This is a genomic window from Streptomyces cadmiisoli (assembly GCF_003261055.1).
GTDB lineage: Bacteria > Actinomycetota > Actinomycetes > Streptomycetales > Streptomycetaceae > Streptomyces > Streptomyces cadmiisoli.
This window is the reverse complement of record NZ_CP030074.1, coordinates 938058-957503: the sequence shown is the minus strand read 5'-3', so window position 1 is coordinate 957503 and position 19446 is coordinate 938058. Positions and strand designations below refer to the sequence as shown.

The following is a 19446-nucleotide window of genomic DNA, read 5'->3' as shown; positions in this document are numbered from 1 at the left end:
CAGCACCAGCCTCCGGACAGTCAACTACCGCCCCCACACGAGGCAGTTCACGTCACACCCGTGACAGGCGCGACGAATGAGACGCTAAAGCCGACACCCCCGACAAGAGCCCCGCCGATCACCTGGACGGATGACAGAGACCCCCCTTTCACCTCCGACTCACAACCTCATGCGCTATAGAGCCCGCCTCGAAGGAGATCCGACGAACACCCCACCAACCGATCCGAGAACACACCACCACCAAATCCGGAACACCACCACCAAGATCAACCAGCCGAAACACCCACCGGCCAGCACAAAAACAAGCCAGCACCACTGACGAGAAAACCCGAACACCCCAGTGACACCCTCCCCGAACCTCACAGACGCAGGTGATCGCCGCTACCGGATCCGGTAAAACCCTCATCGGAGCAGAATCCGCGCGTCGGCTTTCCGCGCGTCGCGTGCTGGTTTTGGTGCCGACGCTGGACCTGCTGACGCAGATGGCCGGCGCGTGGCGTCGGGCGGGTCGGTCCGGGGCGATGGTCGGGGTGTGCTCGTTGCGGGCTGAGGAGAGTCAGGGTCTGCCCTGCACGACTGATCCTGTCGAACTGGTCTCCTGGGTGGGTGGTTTGGAGACCGTGACGGTGTTCGCGACGTACGCGTCCGTCGGCCTGGGTGTCCTTCAGCGTGCGCACGCGGCTGGCCTGGAGGTGTGGAGCCTCATGGTCGTGGACGAGGCGCACCGGACGAGTGGTGATGGCTTGAAGCCGTGGGCGGCTGTGCACGACCAGGCGCAGCTGCCCGCGGAGCGTCGGCTGTATATGACGGCGACTGCGCGGGTGTGGGAGGCGGAGGGTGAGCGGCCGCGGTTGGTGGCGTCGATGGAGGACGACTCGCCGGTGTTCGGGCCGGTGGCTTACCGGTTGACGTTGTCGGAGGCGATCGGTCGGGGGATTGTGGCGCCGTATCAGGTGCTGTGTCTCGACATCCGTGATCCCGGCCTGTACGCGGCGCTGGCCAGTGAGGACACCGGGTCCGATGCGGTGCGCGGGGCGCGCTTGGCGGCTGTTCAGGCCGGGTTGATGCATGCTGCGTCGGAGGAGCGGTTCCGTCGGGTGCTGTCGTTTCACAGTCGGGTTCAGGAGGCTGAGGCGATGGCGGTGTCGGTGCCGGTGGTCGCGGCCCGGCTCGCCGAGGACGACCCGGACCGGTATCCGTCTGCCGGGCAGGTGTGGGCGGACTGGCTCTACGGTGAACACGCTCCCGGCCACCGGCGTAACGTGCTCGATGAGTTCGCCTCGGACTTCCTCGGAGGACCTGATTTCGAGGGCCGTAATGTGCGTGCGGAATTGCGGGTGTTGAGTTCCGTTAGGGTTCTCGGGGAAGGTGTCGATACCGCTGAATGTGACGCCGTCCTTTTCTCCGATGCGCGGGGCAGCATGGTGGATATTGTGCAGATGGTGGGGGTGCGCTGCGGTTGAAGCCGGAGCGGGGGAAGCTGGCTTCGCTGGTCGTTCCGGTATTCGTCGGGCCGGGTGAAGATCCGAATGAATTGCTGACTTCGGATGCGTACGGGACCCTGACGAAGGTGCTTGGAGCTCTGCGGGCGCACGACTCGGACACCATCGAAGCGCTCGCCGATCCCCGTCTGCGCAACAGCCGTTCAGCCATCGAGACGGACGGCGCGGACGGTGTGGAGGAGGGTGCGGAGCAGGGCCTGGACGAGGACGTCGACGGTCGGGTGTCGGTGTCTGCGCGGGCGGCGGGGGTGCTGCGGTTTAGCGAGGAACGCGACCCCGCCGTGCTCACCCAGTTCGTGCAGCTACGGGTCATCGACCCGGAACGGGCGTACTGGCGGCGCGGCATCGAGGCAGCCACACGGTGGCTGCGCGAGACCGGCGAGAATGAGTTGCGGGTGCCGTTCACGTACGTCACCCCGGAAGACTGGTCGTCGGTCGGATCGCATCCACTCGGGGCGTGGATCGCGGATCAGCGCCGGTACTACGCGGCCGGCACCCTGGAAGCCTCGCGGGTTGCCGAGCTGGAGACGCTGGGCATGGTCTGGTCCGTCCACGCCTCCGCATGGGACGCCGGCCTCGACGTCGCCCGCAACTACGCCGCAATCCACTCCCACTGCCTGCCAGCAGCAACCGCCGTATGGGACTCCTTCCCCCTCGGGGCGTGGTTGAAAAATCAGCGTGCGATGGCCCGGAAGACCCGTGAGAACGCCGTACGCCGCGCAGGCGGGGAAACCGGCGTCCCCTACGCCGGGGAGCTGTCACACGCGCGTATGGAAGCGTTGGACGAGGTGGATCCCGGGTGGTGCCCGGAATGGGAGATCGGATGGCAGCGCTGTCTTCGGCTGGCGCTCACGCACGTGAAGAACGGCGGCACTCTCCCGGCCGGGCCAGGCGAGGTGGTGATGCAGGGCGAAGACCTCGGGACTTGGATCGCCGTGCAGCGTGCCGGGTGGGACAAGCTGGCCCCCGCACAGCAGTACCTACTCGAGACGCTGGGGATCGAACCCCCGAGTGAGGGTGAGGTGCTGGCGCGGGTGTCGCAGGATGCGCGCTGGGAGGCCAACCTTGCGGCCGCACGCCAGTTCCACGCCCGCGAAGGGCACCTGCGGGTACCCCGCCAGCACGTCGAGACCATCCAGGGCACGCCCATACGACTCGGCGCCTTCCTCGACAACACCCGCCGACGCGCCCCGAAGCTGAGCGAGCAGCGCCGCAACGACCTCGATGAGTTGGGCATGCGCTGGTAGACCCCGTGTTCCCTGAAGAGCGTGCGTGCTGGCCGCCGGCCCAGCGGACCGGGCCGGCGCCCAACAGCGCTGGAGGGCGCCGGAAGGATGATGGGCCCATCCCCACGTACGCGGGAAGCAGAAGCCGCCCTCGGCCTCGGAGACGTCACCGATGGGTCCATCCCCGCGTGCGCGGGGAGCAGCCGGCCCGGACCTTCTCGGACCAGTAGCCGGGGGGTCCGTCCCCGCGTGCGCGGGGAGCAGGCGAGGCCGGTTTTGATGGCCTGTCCGACCGCGGGTCCATCCCCGCGTGTGCGGGGAGCAGCCTGTCTGGGCAATCACAGCGGCCAGTTTGACGGGTCCATCCCCGCGTGCGCGGGGAGCAGAGACCGGCGTCTGGCCCGACTGGACCGGACCCGGGTCCATCCCCGCGTGCGCGGGGAGCAGCCCTGCAGGCCCCAGCCGCGCCCCTCGTAGATGGGTCCATCCCCGCGTGCGCGGGGAGCAGTCGACGATGAACTGCACTGGCTTCCGTGCGATGGGTCCATCCCCGCGTGCGCGGGGAGCAGCCCGTTCAACACCACCGCATCGAACGCATCGAGGGTCCATCCCCGCGTGCGTGGGGAGCAGTCTTGTTGACCAGGCACGATAGGCAGTGGCCCTGTACGCAGGAGCAACTTCCTAAGAATCCGGCATTCTCCGCATATCTCATTGAACAGCGCAAAGCTCGTCGGATGTCCGTGAGTGGTGATCTGCTATCCGCGGAAGCGTCTCCGCTTCGCGGCCTTGCTCCAGCCAGGGGGAAGGGCCGGAGGAGCCTTTTCGGCAGGCTTTTTGTGGGGTCGGTGGATCAGGGTGAGTCCTTCGTGGTCGAGGGGGTGCCAGGCGTGGTCGTGGGTGCGGAAGGTGAAGCCCTGCTCGGTGTCGGTGGTGTGGGCGAGGAGGGCTCGGCCCTGGTCGGCGTAGGTGCGGACTTCGTCCCAGAGCAGGTCGCGGATGCGGGCCGAGGGGTTGCCGAGGAAGACGCCGGGTGAGATCTCCAGGAGCCAGCGGGTGAGATAGCCACGCAGGCCCGGTGGGCAGTTGGTGAGGACGATGACGGTCACCACTGGCCTCCTGGGATCGGGTCGAAATCGGACTCGGGGTCGTGGTTGCGGCCGGCGGGGATGTGATGGCCGCCGTCGGTCTGGAGGGTGACGTGATCGGCGTCGGGAGTTGTGGTCTCGGTGCCGGGTGGCAGGAGCAGGTTCTTGATGTCGTTGACGCATCGGTCGAGGAGGCCGGTGCGGGCGATGTGGTCGCGCAGGGCGCGGCGGGTGCGGGGGCCGGGGTCTTCGTCGCTCTCGGCTGCGGTGTCGAAGGCGATGGGGATACCGATGTCGGTCTTGTAGAGGTCGGCGATGTCCAGGACGAATGAGAGTTCGTGGCCGGAGTGGACGAAGCCGAGGGCCGGTGAGCAGCCGAGAGCCGACGCCCTGCACACCCACCGCGACCACGCCAGGTGGCTGGTGGAAGAGAAGAAGGCGCACTTCGTGCTCGTGGTCAAGCGGAACCAGCCGACGCTGCACGACGCGCTGCGCTCCTTGCCGTGGAAACAGGTGACCGCGCGGCGCTACGAGCGCGAGAGCGGACACGGGCGGCGCGAGACCGGCTCGGTGCGCACCCTCACTGTCACCGACCTCGGCCTGGACTTCCCGCACGTGGCACAGGCCGCGAAGATCCACCGGCACCGCACCGACCGAAAGACCGGCAAGATCACCCGCGAGACCGTCTACACCATCACCGACCTTCCGGCACGCGCGGCATCGCCGCAGGTCATCGGCGAACTCGTCCGCTCGTAGTGGGGTATCGAGGCTGTGCACCACGTCAGAGACACCACCTTCAGCGAGGACGCCTCGAAGATCCGAACCGGGCACGCGCCGGAGAACATGGCCACGCTGCGCAGCTTCGCGATCAGCACCCTGCGCACCGCCGGGCATCGCGGCATCGCCTCCGGCCTGCGCGAGATCTCCTGCACGCCCTTCACCCGCCCGCTGAACCTGATCGGCCTGCCCTGACCAGCAACGCCACATGATCACCACGACTTTGAATCAGCCCTGGCCACCGGCCGCGGACCCGGCGGCTTAAGGCCGAGTTCTCGCGTTCCATTATTCAATACGGCAGGTCGGAGATCTCGTAGCCGGTTAGTCCAAGCGCTCCGACTGCGGGAAGGATCCTGGCCAAATACCACTCAAAGTCGACATAATCATCAACATCTCGGCGATAGACAGTATCCACCCTAGGATCCAGTACGAGCCTAGGACCGCCAGACAGCAAAAGGAAAGAGCCTCCGATGCCTGTCGCCTCCCAGGTGAGGATGACGGCACAGGCCCCGTGGGATTGACGGGCTTGCTCCATCTCGCTAATTGCAGCAGATTCAGCACCGAGAGCCTTTCTCTCCCAATCGGTCATATCGGACTCCACGAGATAGCTGATACATCCACCGTCATCCAATCTCCAGCCTCCCCGCACGAGTGATCCAATAATATCTGGCACGGAAATCGCGCCATTGAACTGGAATTTGATACTGATGTTCCTGCCCATAAACAACCCTTCCAGTCGCACCTGCCGGAGGGATACACGTCGACATCCCTCCGGATTCCACCAATCCCGCAACCCTATTCAGCTATCCGCAGTTCGGAGATCCACGGCGTAACGCTCCCAGACATCAGCAACGAACTCGGCCGCCCCCGTGGCCGGCAGTCTGCGGTCCCACCAGCACTCGCTCCTGGGCCGGACCTCCGGGCCCTCATTCACCACTTCATGGAACCGTTCATAGATGCGTCGGACCCGTTGTGCGAAGGGCAGGTACGTCTCCGTGCGTTTGGCTTCGGCATCGTCCAATACCTTCTGCAGCAACTGCCGAACGGAAAGATCGTTCAGATACTCGGACAGGTCGGAAGCGTAGCCGATCTCGCACTCTTCTACGAAGTCCTCCCACATTCCGAGCGACTGCACTGGGAGGGGAGGAGATCCCCATCCCTCAGTGCGAGCAATCTGATGAAAGCGCTCAGTGAACTCACGGCTCGGGTATGTCACTTAAACTGACTCCAGAAGTACATAACCGGATCCCCCTTGGGCCTAAAGAAGGTAGAGGTTGTCCCCGAGGAATTCATGTAGCCGAAGTAGCCGGTTTTCGCATCGACCCGGAACATGCCACCGCTGGAACACGGCGCCGTCCAGGCCGCCGCGGGTCGAGGCCGCCATCCGCAGTGCGTCGGCGACCAGGCCGGTGCGCATGTGGTCGGCGATGGACCAGCCGACGACCTTGCGGCTGAAGCAGTCCAGCACCGTCGCAAGGTAGAGGAACTCTCCGCCCGCGAGCGATAGATACGTGATGTCGCCCATGTACTTCCGTCCCGGCTCGGCGGCGGTGAAGTTGCGCTGGAACAGGTCCGCAACCGGTGAGGCCGCCGGGTCCGGGACGGTGGTGCGCACGCGTCTGCGCAGGCGGATGCCGGTGATGGAGAACATCCGCATGATCCGGGCGACCCGCTTCTCGTTGACCCGACGCCCCCTCTCACGGAGCTCGGCGGTCACGCGCGGGGAGCCGTAGGCGCCGCCGGACTCGGCGTGGACCCTGCGGATCTCCTCGGCCAGGACCTGATCGTTGTGCTGCCGGGCGGCCCGGGCCTCGGCGCCGGCGAGCCACTTGTAGTAGCTGGACCGGTTCACGTCCAGGACGTGGCAGAGCCGCTTCACCTCGTAGGTGTCCCGGTGGTCGTCGACGAACTGGAAGCGGCTCCTCACCAGTTCGTCGCCGAGTAGCCGGAGGGGATTTCACCCTCCGGCCCTCACAGAACGGAGCGTGACGATCTCTCGTCACTCCGCTCTTGTCGTCCTGATCGTCAGACCAGAACGGCACTCACGGTCGGAGTGACGCGCCACGCACGCGGGGATGGACCCCACTCAAGGTCGACGTCGTAGGTGCCGGCGGTCTGCTCCCCACGCACGCGGGAATGAACCCCCGTCGACGGTCGGGCGCAGGCCGCGCCGTTCCGGCGCGGCGGTGTTGGGGCTCCGATGCACGGCCAAGACTGCATCGGCGTGTGACCGGTTGAAGCGTCGGCAGGAGCGCGGCAAATTCGCGCCGCATCGCGGCTTGGCTGTTGTTCGTGTGGAGGCGCGGCGGTGGGCGTTCCGCTGCTGTTGCTCTGCGCTCCGGTTCCTCCCGGCATGCCGGCAGCTGGCCCGGCGCTCGAGCGCGGCGGGCCCGGCCGGCGCGCGACAGCGAACACTGCCCCGATCCCCGAAGCGCGCCCGTTGATGGACGAGGACACACAGGTCGTCGTGGGCCTCTCATACAGTCACAAACCAGAGATCATGCGCAGAAAAATTCTGCGCATCCATCGAGGAGAACCCATCAGGGTATCCGAATGCTTGTGTAAGGGCTTCCCGACTGCAATAGAGTTCAGGGGAAAGCCACGAGGATACCGTGATGACTTCACAACCCAACTCCACAGCCATCCGAGCGCAAGGCGATTCAGCGAGTGCTACACATAGCGGGATGGTCCCCGAGACTATGGCTTCGTCACGCCCTTCGCGACTCAGGGACCCCCACCCCTCTACCGCTTCCCAATCCCAGTCAAGGATGAGTTCGCAATTAGCGGCCAACTCCTCCATAACTACTTTCGAGTCGAGCCAGGACCAGGTCTCACCACGCTGGGCCGCTTGCATTACCATTTCCGATACGTCCATCAGGGCGCACCTCCTGGGGAACCGTGGACAATGGTCACACCTTGTTTGGGTATTTTTCTGTAGACGTTGATATAACTGGTAAGCTCTCCGGTTCTTCCGACTACTCCCACCGGACCATTCTCCACGTAAACCTTCGCCTTTTGACGTGCATCCCCCGTCCAAAGATCATGCTTATCTGCATAGGCTGCCGCGTCAAGCGTCGCCTTCTCTGCGTCTACACCTTTGAGGAAGACACTTCTGCCAGCGACGGCTTCACGTCCAGGCAAGTGCTTCGCCATCAACTCATTCTCTACAGTGTACTTACCGTTGGTCAGACGACCGTGCCGGTCGAGCCTGATTCCCTTAGGTCCATGCCTCAGACCCCCATGGCGCATGCCAAATATTGCTGCGACGGCACTAGGAACTTGGTAGGGGTCACTGGAAATGTCATAGCCGTGACTCGCTATCCAGTTGTCGAACTGAGCCCCGTAGTCACAACCGGGTGACCCGGCGCCACCATTTCGGCAGTCTCCGTCAAAGAGCCAACCTGCCAGCTCAGCCGTGTACGGAACGTTACTAATAGCTCCGTAAAACGTCTCCCCAACGTCATTGCAGACCGCTGAAAGGAAGCCCCAGGATCCGCACCCCCCTGCGGTGTCACTGGGCCCAATCTTTAGCCCTTTGGTGCCACCTTGGGCAGTTCCGCTGCTGGACGAATCGTGTGAGCTGTTGTAACTCTCGCCGTTCTCCGCGTAAACCGTATTGGCGGACTTGGTGGGCTTGCCCGGCACGTGGCCGGGGGTGGTGTTCTGGTGGTCGGGACTCGGGCGGGTGGGGCAGTCGAGGTGTGCACACAGGCCTGTGGGGTCTGCGTTGGTGATGGGGCTGTTACTCGCGTAGGAGTACCCGTTGAGGGACTGCGGTGCGCCTGTTGCGAGGATCGGGTCGACGCTGAGGAATTGGCCGATTCCCGGGTCGTATTCCCGTGCTCCGATGTGGGTCAGTCCAGTTGCATCATCCGCTGGTTTGCCGAGGAAGCGTTTGTCGTCAGGCCAGGAACTGGGGGCCGTTCCGCGGGCGGCTCCGAAGGGTGTGGTGTAGCGCTTGGTGATGGCCCAGGTGGTGGCGTCGAGGGCGACGGTGGCGGTGCCGTGGGGGTCGGTGGCGAGGAAAGAGAGTTTCGTGGTGCCGGCTGCGGCGGTGCGGACGGCGATGGTCTGTCCGCCTGCGCTGTAGTAGCGGGTGCCGGTGAGGGTTTTGGTGCTGCCCTGGGTGGTGAGGCGGACTTCTGTGTCGCCGAGGTAGAGGACGGTGTCGCCGTCGCCGGTGGCGCGGCGGATGAGGAGGCTGCCGTTGGCGTCGTAGAGGTAGTTGGTCTGTTTGGTTTGCTCGGTGAGGCTGGCGAGTTTGCCTTCGCTGTTCCAGGTGAGGGTCTGGGTGCCGGTGGCGCCGGGGCGGCCGGTGGTGTTGCCGGTTTTGTCGTAGCTGTAGGTGGCGTTCTTGGCGCCGGTGGTGCGGTCGAGGGGGTGTGGCTGGCCGGTGGGGGTGCCGTAGGCGTAGGTGGTGGTCTGGTCGCCGGTGGTCAGGTGGTGGGTTTCTGTGTTGCGCTGGCCGGCGGTGGTGTAGGTGTAGGAGGTCCAGTAGGGGGCGGCGCCGCCGAGGTTGGCGGTGGTGCGTCCGGTGCTGGCGCAGTCGGGGGTTTTGGGGGTCCAGGCTTCGGTGAGGCGGCTGTAGCCGTCGTAGGTGAAGCACTGGTTGTCTGATTGGCTGGTGCCGCCGAGGGTGCTGGCATCACTTACGGAGTTGACGTTGCCGGCGTCGTCGCGGGTGAAGGTGAGGTCCTGCGGCATGTAGCCGTGGGTGTCGTCGGTGACGTAGGACTTGGTCAGGCGGCGGGTGCCGGTTTCGTAGCGGTAGTTGAGGTAGGCCTTCTTCGCCGAGCTGGTGGAGTCCTTGCCCACGGTGAGGGTGGTCGGGTCGCCGAGTTCGGAGTAGGCGGCGCCCAGGAGGTACCCGGTGGTGCCGTTGACGGTTTTCGGGTTGCCGAGGGTGTCGAAGGCGTTGGTGATGCCTTCCGAGGCGAGGCCGGCAACGGCTGGATGCCCGATGCCGGAAAGCTGGTTGGCGGCGTTATAAGTCGCGGTGAAGGCCAGGGTCGGACCGACACCCGCGGTGACCAGCGGATCGCTGGCCGGCAGGGTCAGCTGGCTGTTGGTGGCGTTGTAGAGGTTGTCGAACTTGGTGACCTTTTGGACGTAGGCTGCCTGCCCGCTGGGGTCGTTGACGTACCGGGTGGCGGTGTCCTGCTGGCCCTTGGCGATCTGGTCGTAGTCCCAGTGCGCCAGTTTGTTCGCGGCGACGGTCTTGTCGGTCTGCCACATGTCGGTCTTGCGGCCGAGTACGTCGTAGGCGTGGATGAGCTTGCGGTTTTCCGCGTCCTGGGTCCAGTCGACCTGGTCGAGGTTGGTGAAGCCGGTGGTCGTGGTGCCCTTGTCGGGGTCGGTCGCGCTGGTCTGGCGGCCGAACAGGTCGTGGGTGTAGGACCAGACGCTGTTGTCGTGGGCGGTGATGGTCTTCTGCTGGCCGGCCGGGGTGTAGGTGTAGCGGGTGTGGTTGTAGGACCCGGTGGCGGTGGGGCTTGCGTACTGGCGGGTCTCGGTCGTCTGGCCCAGGGCGTTGGTCAGGGTCGCGGTGGCCTGGCCTCCGGTGGGCGCCGTCTGGATGACGCGGTCGCCCTGGTGGACGGTCGTGGTCGTCCAGCGGTGGACGCCCTTGACCTTGGTCTGGCTGGTGACCGGGCGGGCCGCTGCGTCGTAGGTGGTGTCCACCTGCATGGGGGCCTGTGCGCCTTCGACGGTGGCCGGGTCGCCGGACGGCGCGTTGCTGGCGTCCCAGATGTCCGAGAGGGTGGAGCTGGCCAGGCCGCGGGTGTCGTACTGGGCCAGGGTGACGATGCGGCCGCCGGACGGGGACGGGGACTGTGTCTGCCTGGCTCGCAGTAGTGAGTCGTAGATGGTGTAGCTGGTGTTGTAGCCGGAGGCTGTGGGGGTCAGGGTGCTGGTGGAGACCCAGGACGGGGAGTCGTTGGACAGGTGGTAGGCGTATTTGTAGTTGGGTGTGGCGATGGGCAGCCGGTTGGGCAGCCAGAGCTGGGTGACGCGTCCGAGGCTGTCGTAGGTGGTCTGGGTGACCTTCGCGTTGGGGTCGGTGATCTTGGTGGCTGCGCCGGTGGCGAAGTCGATGACGGTCTTGGTGTCGTAGTCCTTGGCGTCGTAGACCGTGGTGCCGGTGAGCGGGCCTGTCGCCAGCGGGGCGTAGACGGTCCTGCTGGTCTGGGTGTCGTTGGTGTCCTTGACGACCAGCGGTCTGCCGAGGGTGTCGAAGGTGGTGGTGGTGAGTTTCTGCCAGGTTGGCTGGTCGCTTGCGTTGTAGGCGCTGGCGCGGCCGGTCCACTTGGGTTCGCCTCGGGTGGGTGTCTGGTCGGCGGTCCAGGCGGTTGTTGCGTCGTAGGTGATGGCGGTGTCGGAGATGACGTCGCCGGCCTTGGTGGCGTCGGCCGGGAGGTCGAGGGCGCTGTCGGCGGTGGCGCAGACCTTGGCGGTGGTGCGGGTGCGGGAGGCCAGTGAGGTCAGGCCTGTGTCGTTGCGGGCGTACCAGGTGCGGGTGCAGGTTTCGTCGCCGGTGACGGCGTTGTCGCCCTTGTCTTCGACGGTTTGCGGCATGCCGTAGTCGTCGTAGGTGGTGGCGGTGGTGCGGGTGCGGTCGACGGGCTGGCTGCCGCTGGTGATGTTGGTGCGGGTGTGGGTGGCGCCGGTGCGGACGTAGTACGCCTCGATGTCGGCGTAGGACTTGTGCTGGGTGGCGGTTTTGCGGGACCAGGGGTCGTTGATGGTGCCGGCGACTTCGTTGGTGCCGTTGTAGGTGACGGACTCGCGGGTGAAGCCGGCGTACTGGTCCAAGTCGGTGATGGCTGCCGCTTTGACGCCCGTCGCCTGGGCGGTTCTGCGGGCGTCGGGGTCGAGGGTTGTGCCGTCGGCTTTGAGGAGGCGGTCGCCGTGCATGCCGCGCATGTAGACGGTGACGGTCTTGCTGCGGGTGCCGTCGCTGGGCCCGGTGTAGTGGGTGACCTTGGCGAAGCCGCGCCAGATGGACCAGGTGCGTTCCTTCTGCGGGGTCATGGGGTCGTCGTTGTAGTGCCAGGCTCCGCCGCCGGAGTACTCGTAGGTCTGGGCGATGGTCCCGGAGGCGCCCTGTTCGTCGGTGGTGTCGACGGCAGTGACGGGGTATTTCTGGAACCAGTCCCTAATCGGGTCGACGCTTCCGCCGTTGGGCTTCCAGTAGACGGGGTAGCAGGTGCTGGTGTTCTGGTCGGGGCGGGGTCTGGTCTGTCCGGCGACGCACTCGGCTTCGGCGTAGTTGACGGCGATCTTTGCGCCGGTCTCGGTGGTGATGCCGGTCAGGCGCGGCTTGGCCAGGGGCAGGATGTTGTCGCTCTCACCGTCGACGCGGTTGGTGAGGAATTCGCTGGTCAGGGTGACGGGGTCGGTGGTGATCGGGGTGCCGTGCTCGCCGGTGTGCTGGATGGACTTCAGCCACAGGGACTGGTCGTGGGAATCGCCGGTCTCGCCCGGGTCGAGGTACTGGTGGGTGAGCTGCCAGGAGTCGACGGGCTCGAAGTCGGCGCTGGGGGTGCGGGCCGCGTTCCAGGCGTGTGTGGTGATGCCGGTGAGGCGTTTGCGGGTGAAGAAGCTGGGGCCGACGTTGCCGGTGCATTTGTCGCCGTCCTTGCAGAGGGCGTCGAAGGGTACGTCGGGCCAGTGCGCGCTGGTCGATTCGGTCAGCGAGTCGCAGCCGTCGTCGGTGCGGATGCAGCGCTCGTCGTAGGTGAAGGTGACCTTGTTGGAGGCCGCCGGGGTCCCGGAGAACAGGGCGCCGGCACGCTGGCCGTAGAGGATTTTGGTGAGGTGTCCGCCGCGGGTGTACGGCGTGCCGGTGGAGTCGTCGCCGAGCGTGTCGTAGTTGTTGGCTTCGGCGGTGTACCAGTAGCTCATGGCGTTGCCGTGGGTGTCCTCGACGTAGTCGAGGTTCCACCGCCAGGCCTGTGTCTTGGCGCGTCCGCTGAGCGAGGTGCCGCTGCTGTAGCCCGGCTCGCCGCTGTCGTCGCCGAAGACGGGGACGGTCCAGACGCTGTTGGTGCGTTCGCTGCCCGCGCCGTCGAGCTTGTTGAGGCCGAAGACGTATTTGGTGCCTGTGCCGGTGATGACGGTCCAGTACTCGCCCTTGCCGTCGCCGTTGCCGCCGGAGACCGGGTCGCCGTCGTCGGGGTTGTCGGCGCCGGTGGAGTGGGTGACGAGGGAGGCGTCGTCGTCCTTGAGCCGCCACTTGCCGTTGGTGTCGTCCTTGACCAGTTCGGTGGCCTTGCCGTTGAGGACGAGGGAGGCGTTGTCGTACTTCCAGCACAGGTCGTACTTGTCCGCCTGTTCGTCGTCCTCGCAGGAGCCGTACTTGCGCTCGATGAACGACGACGTCAGGTCGAAGCCTTCACCGATCTGGCTGCCCTGGTTGTTCGTGTTGGCGGTACGCCCGTCCACGCTGCCGGAGTCGTAGGAGAGGGCGAGGTCGGGTCGGGGACCGGCGGCGGCCGGTGGCGTCTTGATCGGGTAACTCCAGGTGAAGGTGCCGGAAGAGCCGCCCGCCTGCCAGGTCGAGGAAGCCGACAGCGGTGTGGCCTTGTAGTCACCGCCGCCGGACTTGGTAGCCGCCGCGAGGGCAAGGACCAGGGTCTGCCCGTCGGCCGTCTTCGCCGACCGCTCGGACAACCGCGGGGCCTGCGACGTGCCTGATTTCGCCGCCGGTGATGCGGGGGAAGTGGTGTTGAAGGTCAGGTCCGCGCGGAGCTTGTTGTCCTCACGGTCGTTGCTGTACGTGACGGGTGTCGAGTCGCGGCAGGAGGCCTGGCCGGGCTGGGTGAGCGCGCATTCGGGCAGGCGCAGCACCTGCAGGCGGCCGGCCCAGTCGCCGCCGTAGGCGTTGGCGAAGGCGGAGTAGTCGATGGTGAGATCGGCTGTTGCGCCGGTCCGCGGGGCCGTCACGGTCAGGGCGACGCCCTTGATGCCGAGGGCTTTTGTCTGTTTCCGGCTGAGCACGGACACCTTGACCGACGTTGCTGCCTTGTTGCCCCGTGCCGTCTTCGCGGCGGGCGCGGCGAGGGAGACGGGCAGGGATCCCACCGTGGCGTTGGCAGTGCCCCAGGCGGGGGTGGTCAGGGTGGTCGTCGCGGGGGCAGGCCAGGACACGGTGGCGTCCTGCTCGCGCAGGGCCCGTTGTGCTGTCTTCTTGCCGGCGGCTTCCTGGCGGGCGATCAGGCGCGAGGTCGCTGTCTGCTTCGGCTTCAGCGGGACCATCTTGGCCGATACCTGCTCGGGTGCATCGGGACGGCCCAGCGGCTCCGCTTCCTGAGCCAGCGCGGTCAGGGGTGAGAGCAGCCCTGGAAGGAGGGCGAACGCAGCGGTCAGCGCGACGCGGGCCTGCAAGCGAGTCGGATTCCCAGTGGAATCAGCGGTGGAAGTACGGCGGCGGAACGACGGCATGGGTCTCATGTCCAAGCTCCAACGAAGGCCCCGGCAATGGGCAGGGGTGGGGGTGGGGGTGCGGGCGGTCGTGCTCGTGCACGGCCGGAAAAATCAAGGGCGGCCAGCCGTCGGCCCGACAGCTGGTTGTGCAGGCTGGTGGCCCGGTGGGTTGAGGAGACCTGTGCCTCCTTGGCCCATCGGCTGTTTCAGTCGCCGGCGATGACGATGTTGCGGACTTGGTCCGCGGTCATGGCCCCGCTCCAGATCCGCAGGCGGCCCAGCTGACCGGCGAAGTGACTGCTGCCGGTCGTGCCGCCGAGGAACAGAGCGCCGGTGCCCTGCTGCGGTGTCGTGTCGGCGTTGTTGGCGCCGTCGTCCACGGCTTTGGATCCCACGTACAGGTGCATGCGGCCCCCCTGGTCCTGCGCGTCATACACACCCGTCAGCGTGACCGGAACGCTGGTATCAGCCCATTCCGACCAATCAGTCACATCAGCCGTGGCTACGGATGTTCCGGAGACGGTCGTACGCACGAACCTCCACAGGTATTCGTCCGCTGCTACCTTCTGCACCGAAAGAGCCCAGGACGCTCCTCCGCTGCCGGACTGGCCAGCAATCTGGGCCTCGTAGCCGTCCGGCTTGGCATTCAGGGCCGCGGGATTGACCTGCGCCTGAGCGGAGACCGTGAAAGAGCCGGTCTCGTCGATCGCCGGACCGGCTACCGAGGCGTGGCCGCCGCTGCCGTCGACCACCACGGTGCTGGAGTCTCCATCCAGCCTTGCTCCGCCGGACAGTGTCATGGCGCCGATCGGGTACGGGGAGCCTTCGTTGACGGTGGTGCCGGAGGAGATCTCCGCGTTCCAGTCGGCGACCAGCTCGACGCCGGGTGCGTTGTCGACGCTCGCGGTGGCTTCCTTGGCGACCTCGTCCGAGCTGAGCGCGTTCTGCCAGACGGCGACCTCGTCGATCCGGCCGCGGAAGTGCTGCCCGGCAGCACCCCGTACGATCGACCGCCCCACCTGCAGGCCCTTGCTCGCTTCCCACGGCACGTAGCTGGGCGCGGCATCACGCATGTTGACCGGGTCGCCCTGGGCGCGGCCGTTGACGAACAGTTGGATGGTGTCGTCCTCGGGCGTGCGTTCACCGTTTGCGTCGGTGGCGGCGGTGTAGACGCCGGCGAGATGTGTCCACACCCGCAGTGGGGGATCTGCCTTGACGGCCGCGGACCTGATGAAGACGGGTGTGGCCGAGTCGGTGGCCGTGTAGTGGAACACGTACGACCTGGAGGACGACGAGTAGTACAGGGCGAAGGCCTGCGCCTGGGCGCCGGGCGCGGTGACGATCATTCGGCTGGTCGATGTATCCGTGAGGTTCACCCACGCTGAGACGGTGAAGGAGTGGGCTGTGTTCACCACCGGCGCTGATGCGTCGGCGTAGGCCTGCTGCGCGTCGGGGTTGCTGCTGTCCAGCCACAGTGAGGTGTCCTCGTCACCGCGTCGCGCCATGGTCGAGAAGCCGGCCTTGTCCCGCAGGGTCAGGTCGTGCGTCGGGGCGGAGGGATCGTGCTGCGGGTCTTCGGCCGAGCTGTCCTTGGCCGTGGTGACCTCCGAGCCCGGAGCGCCGTCATCGAAGCGCCAGCGTCCGATCGGCCCCGGCGGCAGACTCACCTGGAAGTCGAACGTTTCCGGCGTGCCCGTCCGCTCCCGCACGTCGATGGCCCATACCTTCAGGTGGTGGGTTCCTCCCATCTTCGGGACGGCATTGCTGATCTCCGCTGTGTGATCAGGTTTCGCGGTCTCGGTACGCGGCAGTCCCACCTGCCCGTTCGGGCCGTGGAGTGTCCACCGGTATTTGCGGATGTCGGTGTCGGCGCTGTTGGGTTTGAACACGAACGTGCCGGCAACTCCCGGACCGCCCTTGGGCGGGCAGGCGTCCGTGGTGCACTCCACGTAGGGAGAGCCGTTCACGTCCTTGGGCTGGATCGTCGGTGGCTTGGGGGCGGTGGAGTCGATGACGAAGTAGCACCACGGCGAGAACGAGGAGTACAGGTCTCCGCTCGCGCCGTCGTAAGACCAGTGCGACTGGGTACGGGCCCGGTAGCGGTAGGTGGTGCCGTCGGTGCGTTTCGTCGTCTGCTTGTCCAGCAGCGTGCCGTCCGGCTTGTAACCGCCATCGGAGTCGGCGGCCCAGATCTCCTCCCATGCACCTGCCTCGAGCCGCGCGATACGGTAGTTGATCTTCAGTTGGCCCTTGCTGTCGTTGGGGCCGGGCGAGACCTCCGTCTCCACCCGCGCACGCATGGTCGGCTGGTCCACCGTGACCGCCAGCGGGTCAGTCGCCGGCTGGCAGTAGCCACGCGCTCCGGTGCTGTACACACCCGGGATCACACCGACATTGATCGGCACGCCAGGGTCAGGGACGTAGTCGACGGTGAGCTGGGCGTTGTCGTCGAAGCGCTTCCAGGCACGCGGGTCGCTCTCGTCGCCGGCCCGCAGCATGAGCGTGAGGCGGGAGAACTTGCCGTCCGCGAAATCACGCACTGTCGCGGTCAGGCCGCCGTTGAACTCCACCCAGGCATCCGGCTGCGCGGGACTGCAGTGTTCCCCTCGGCCCGCCGAAACCGTCTTGGACTCCATGAGCGCCCCGATGGCCGGACCGGGCCACCGTGTTCCCTCGGAGATGTTCCCGGTGCGCTCAAGCCGGACCGTTTTGGCATCGCAGTTGAACGACCACGTCTCATACGCGCGGAAGGTCGCGTTCAGTACGTGTTTGCCGGCCAGAGCAGCTGGGCTGAACTCGAAGTACATGCGGTTGGCGTAGTTGGCCGTGAAGTCGTCATCGCACGCGTAGCCGTCGGCAGGCGCACAGCGGCCCACCCCGTAGTCGCCGGAAAACTGGTAGAACTTGTCCCCGTCCGAGGACAGGACCGTCCGCTCCGCACGCGAGAGCCCCACCGACGGGTCGATGTAGACCGGATAGACCGTGTCGTCGCCGCGCAGCAATCCCAGATCAGGGGTAACGGAAATGCTGTCCGCGTCAACCTGCACCGGGAGCGTCGCGGTCGCTGCCCCGGTCCCCGGCTGCACCGGCGCCTCACTCTCACCGGCCGTCACGGACGCCGAGCGTGTGACAGCCCCGGTCTGACGGGGCGTCCGGGGCTCCGGCTCACTGCCTCCCGCGGAGTCCCACATCTGCCCGGCCGGACCGGTGAAAACGGAGTTACCGTCCGGATCCAGGGCCCGCAACCCGCCGCCGGCCCCCGCGACCAGGGACACACCCTCACCCGCGACCGTGAACCGCACCTGCTCCAGCGCCTCGTTCTGCGCCGCCTGGGCAGTCTTGACCAGCAGCACCTCGCGGTAGCCGTCAGGCATCGCCGTCAACTGCAGGTCCACCCCCGGCAGAACCTCAGCGTAAGTAGCGGTCGCCCCGTCCAACGACGGCTCGGGCAACTCACCGGGCCAGCGCACCGAAAGCGCCCGCTGCCCCTCCTCCAGACGCACCATGTCCTGGCTGCCGCCGTCCGAGAAGGAAGCATCCACAGCCGCATACCGGGGGCCGATCGTCCCGTCGGACCTGCGCACCAGGGTCGTGTCGATGTCATGCCACTGCCCCGAAGCGTCCTTGACCCGCTCCGGCGCCGTGGCCTGCTTCAGGGTGTAGGTCCCGTCCGGATTCGCGAAAGTCTGCGAGTACTCGGTCCGCTGGGCCGTCACCTCAACCGGCTCACCCGACGCCGCAGCCCGCTCAGCCGGCGACAGCTTCGGCGAATCAGCACGCACCACTGGGACGTCCACCACGACTACCCCGCCCACCATCAACGCCAAAACCAGCCATCGCGCCACCGCATGACGCACCCACAAGTTCCCTGTCAACCGAACCTGCCACGCCCTGTGTGAATTCACAGCCCCACCCCATGCATCACACAACTATTGAAATCTGCCGCGGATCATAACCACACGCACCCACACGACATCAAGAGTGAAGTCGATCACCCTGCGGCTTTTACGGACCCAACAGCAGAGAAATCCCGATTCAGCGCGCCGCAAATACAGACCACAAAACAAACCAGCAGCCGATTGACAGTGAATTGCAGATGACCGCGAAATTAATGAACCATGAGCGAGCAATTTGGCGGGCTCAACCACGGCCTGATCGACGTCGCCCGGCTGCGCCGGGCCCTGGCCGGGGTGCCGTTGCCCAGGGCGGCGGACGGCCGGATCGTGCTGGCGGTGGATCTCTCGCCTTGGCTGCGGCCGGACGCCAACACATGTGCTGACCGAGCTTTTTGCCACACGTTCGGCCGGGGTGAGGGCAAGCATCAGATGGTGCCCGGCTGGCCGTACTCGGTGGTGGCCGCGCTGGAGACCGGCCGCACCTCCTGGACGGCGGTGCTGGACGCGGTCCGCCTGGAGCCCGGTGTCCGATGTCGCCGCGGTGACCACCGTGCAGATCCGTGAGGTCATCGAGCGGCTGGTCACCGCCGGCCAGTGGAAGCCGGGCGACCCGGAGGTCCTGGTCGTGCTGGACGCCGGATACGACGCCCCTCGCATCGCTCACCTGCTGGACGGCCTTCCCATCGAGGTTCTTGGCCGGCTCCGGTCCGATCGCGTGATGCGGCGTCCGACACCCACCCGCGAAGAGTTCCACCTGGCCAACCCCAAGGGCGGCCGGCCGCCCAAGCATGGCGGTGAGTTCGTCTTCGGCGACCCCGCAACGGGGCACTGAGCAAGCCGTGACGGTCACGGACACCCGGCTCTACGGTCAGGCGACCGCGCAGGCGTGGGACCGGCTGCACCCGCGGCTGACCCGCCGGGCCGCATGGCTCGACCACGGGGGGCCGCTGCCCATCATCGAGGGCACCGTCATCCGGCTGGTCGTTCAGAAGCTGCCCAGCGGTGGAGTGAACAAGCCGGTCTGGCTGTGGTGGTCGCGCACCGGCGCCACCGAAGCGGACGTCGACCGCTGCTGGCAGTCATTCCTTCGCTTCGACATCGAGCACACATTCCGCCTGTTCAAGCAGACCCTCGGCTGGACCAAGCCTCGGCTTCGCAGCTCGGAAGCGGCCGACCGGTGGACCTCGTCATCGCTGCCTATGCCCAGCTCCGGCTCGCCCGTTCGCTGACCGCCGACCTCCGCAGGCCCTGGGAGAAGCCGACCGAACCGAACTAACTGACACCCGCCCGCGTCCGCAGAGGGTTCAGGAACCTGCACGCGAAGACCGGCTCTCCGGCCAGCGCACCGAAACCGTCCCGCCCCGGCCCAGGCAGGCCGCCCGGCTCGAAGAAGCGCCGCCCCGCTACCCGCCACGACGTCGGCAGAATCCTCGCCACCGGCGAGGCGTATGCCCTCCCCGCCCACCACAAGGTGGGCACCAAACCGCGACGCACAGCATGAATCGGCAGCCCAAGACCTATGACCACTGATGCG

Annotated in this window: 9 protein-coding genes, 3 pseudogenes and 1 CRISPR repeat array; of the genes and pseudogenes, 5 read left to right on the top strand and 7 right to left on the bottom strand. The window is 66.5% G+C overall.

Annotated elements, in window-relative coordinates; all coding sequences use genetic code 11:
- The first annotated feature begins 371 nt into the window (after nucleotides 1-371).
- Both DN051_RS47190 and DN051_RS47185 read left to right on the top strand, forming a co-directional pair.
- Nucleotides 372-1463, top strand: a complete 1092-nt coding sequence (locus DN051_RS47190) for a DEAD/DEAH box helicase family protein (protein WP_246041248.1) — start codon at nucleotides 372-374, stop codon at nucleotides 1461-1463.
- Nucleotides 1460-2749 carry a helicase associated domain-containing protein gene (locus tag DN051_RS47185; RefSeq protein WP_246041247.1) on the top strand — a complete coding sequence of 430 codons (1290 nt, stop codon included), beginning with the start codon at nucleotides 1460-1462 and terminating at the stop codon, nucleotides 2747-2749. The genes DN051_RS47190 and DN051_RS47185 overlap by 4 nt, the downstream gene beginning before the upstream one ends.
- A gap of 92 nt (nucleotides 2750-2841) precedes the next feature.
- A CRISPR array of direct repeats spans nucleotides 2842-3358; the repeat unit is 29 nt; unit sequence GGGTCCATCCCCGCGTGCGCGGGGAGCAG.
- A gap of 125 nt (nucleotides 3359-3483) precedes the next feature.
- Here DN051_RS47185 and cas2e read toward each other — a convergent pair.
- Together cas2e and DN051_RS44590 are read right to left on the bottom strand one after the other, a co-directional pair.
- Entirely contained in the window at nucleotides 3484-3834 is a 351-nt protein-coding gene (cas2e, locus tag DN051_RS44595) for a type I-E CRISPR-associated endoribonuclease Cas2e (protein WP_053759200.1), read from the bottom strand.
- Nucleotides 3831-4199 (bottom strand): annotated as a pseudogene (locus tag DN051_RS44590) (type I-E CRISPR-associated endonuclease Cas1e); the annotation flags it as partial. The pseudogene DN051_RS44590 and the gene cas2e, both read right to left, overlap by 4 nt.
- 37 nt (nucleotides 4200-4236) lie before the next feature.
- Here DN051_RS44590 and DN051_RS44585 point away from each other — a divergent pair.
- Complete coding sequence (locus DN051_RS44585) at nucleotides 4237-4569, top strand: hypothetical protein (protein WP_053758904.1); 333 nt, start codon at nucleotides 4237-4239, stop codon at nucleotides 4567-4569.
- A gap of 15 nt (nucleotides 4570-4584) precedes the next feature.
- Entirely contained in the window at nucleotides 4585-4785 is a 201-nt protein-coding gene (locus DN051_RS44580; RefSeq protein ID WP_234388784.1) for a hypothetical protein, read from the top strand.
- A 94-nt stretch (nucleotides 4786-4879) separates the two neighbouring features.
- Here DN051_RS44580 and DN051_RS45680 read toward each other — a convergent pair whose 3' ends face one another.
- The 5 genes and pseudogenes from DN051_RS45680 to DN051_RS44560 form a co-directional block, all read right to left on the bottom strand.
- Entirely contained in the window at nucleotides 4880-5311 is a 432-nt protein-coding gene (locus DN051_RS45680; protein ID WP_162625234.1) for a hypothetical protein, read from the bottom strand.
- Between the two features lie 78 nt (nucleotides 5312-5389).
- Complete coding sequence (locus DN051_RS44575) at nucleotides 5390-5710, bottom strand: hypothetical protein (protein ID WP_159053898.1); 321 nt, start codon at nucleotides 5708-5710, stop codon at nucleotides 5390-5392.
- 222 nt (nucleotides 5711-5932) lie between these two features.
- A pseudogene (locus DN051_RS44570) lies at nucleotides 5933-6526 on the bottom strand (IS3 family transposase); the annotation flags it as partial.
- Between the two features lie 938 nt (nucleotides 6527-7464).
- Nucleotides 7465-14034 (bottom strand): RHS repeat-associated core domain-containing protein, encoded by a 6570-nt coding sequence (locus DN051_RS44565; protein WP_112443353.1) that lies wholly within the window; start codon nucleotides 14032-14034, stop codon nucleotides 7465-7467.
- Between the two features lie 188 nt (nucleotides 14035-14222).
- Nucleotides 14223-17732, bottom strand: coding sequence for a LamG domain-containing protein (locus DN051_RS44560; RefSeq protein WP_234388638.1), 3510 nt, complete (start codon nucleotides 17730-17732; stop codon nucleotides 14223-14225).
- 414 nt (nucleotides 17733-18146) lie between these two features.
- On the opposite strand from DN051_RS44560, the pseudogene DN051_RS47665 reads away from it, so the two are divergent.
- A pseudogene (locus DN051_RS47665) lies at nucleotides 18147-19413 on the top strand (NF041680 family putative transposase); the annotation flags it as partial.
- Nucleotides 19414-19446 lie beyond the last annotated feature (33 nt).

Bases quoted from the DNA above. Each gene is read 5' to 3' on its own strand.
- DN051_RS45680 (WP_162625234.1), bottom strand. From the start codon at position 5,311: ATGGGCAGGAACATCAGTATCAAATTCCAGTTCAATGGCGCGATTTCC.
- DN051_RS44575 (WP_159053898.1), bottom strand. From the start codon at position 5,710: ATGTGGGAGGACTTCGTAGAAGAGTGCGAGATCGGCTACGCTTCCGAC.
- DN051_RS44565 (WP_112443353.1), bottom strand. From the start codon at position 14,034: ATGCCGTCGTTCCGCCGCCGTACTTCCACCGCTGATTCCACTGGGAAT.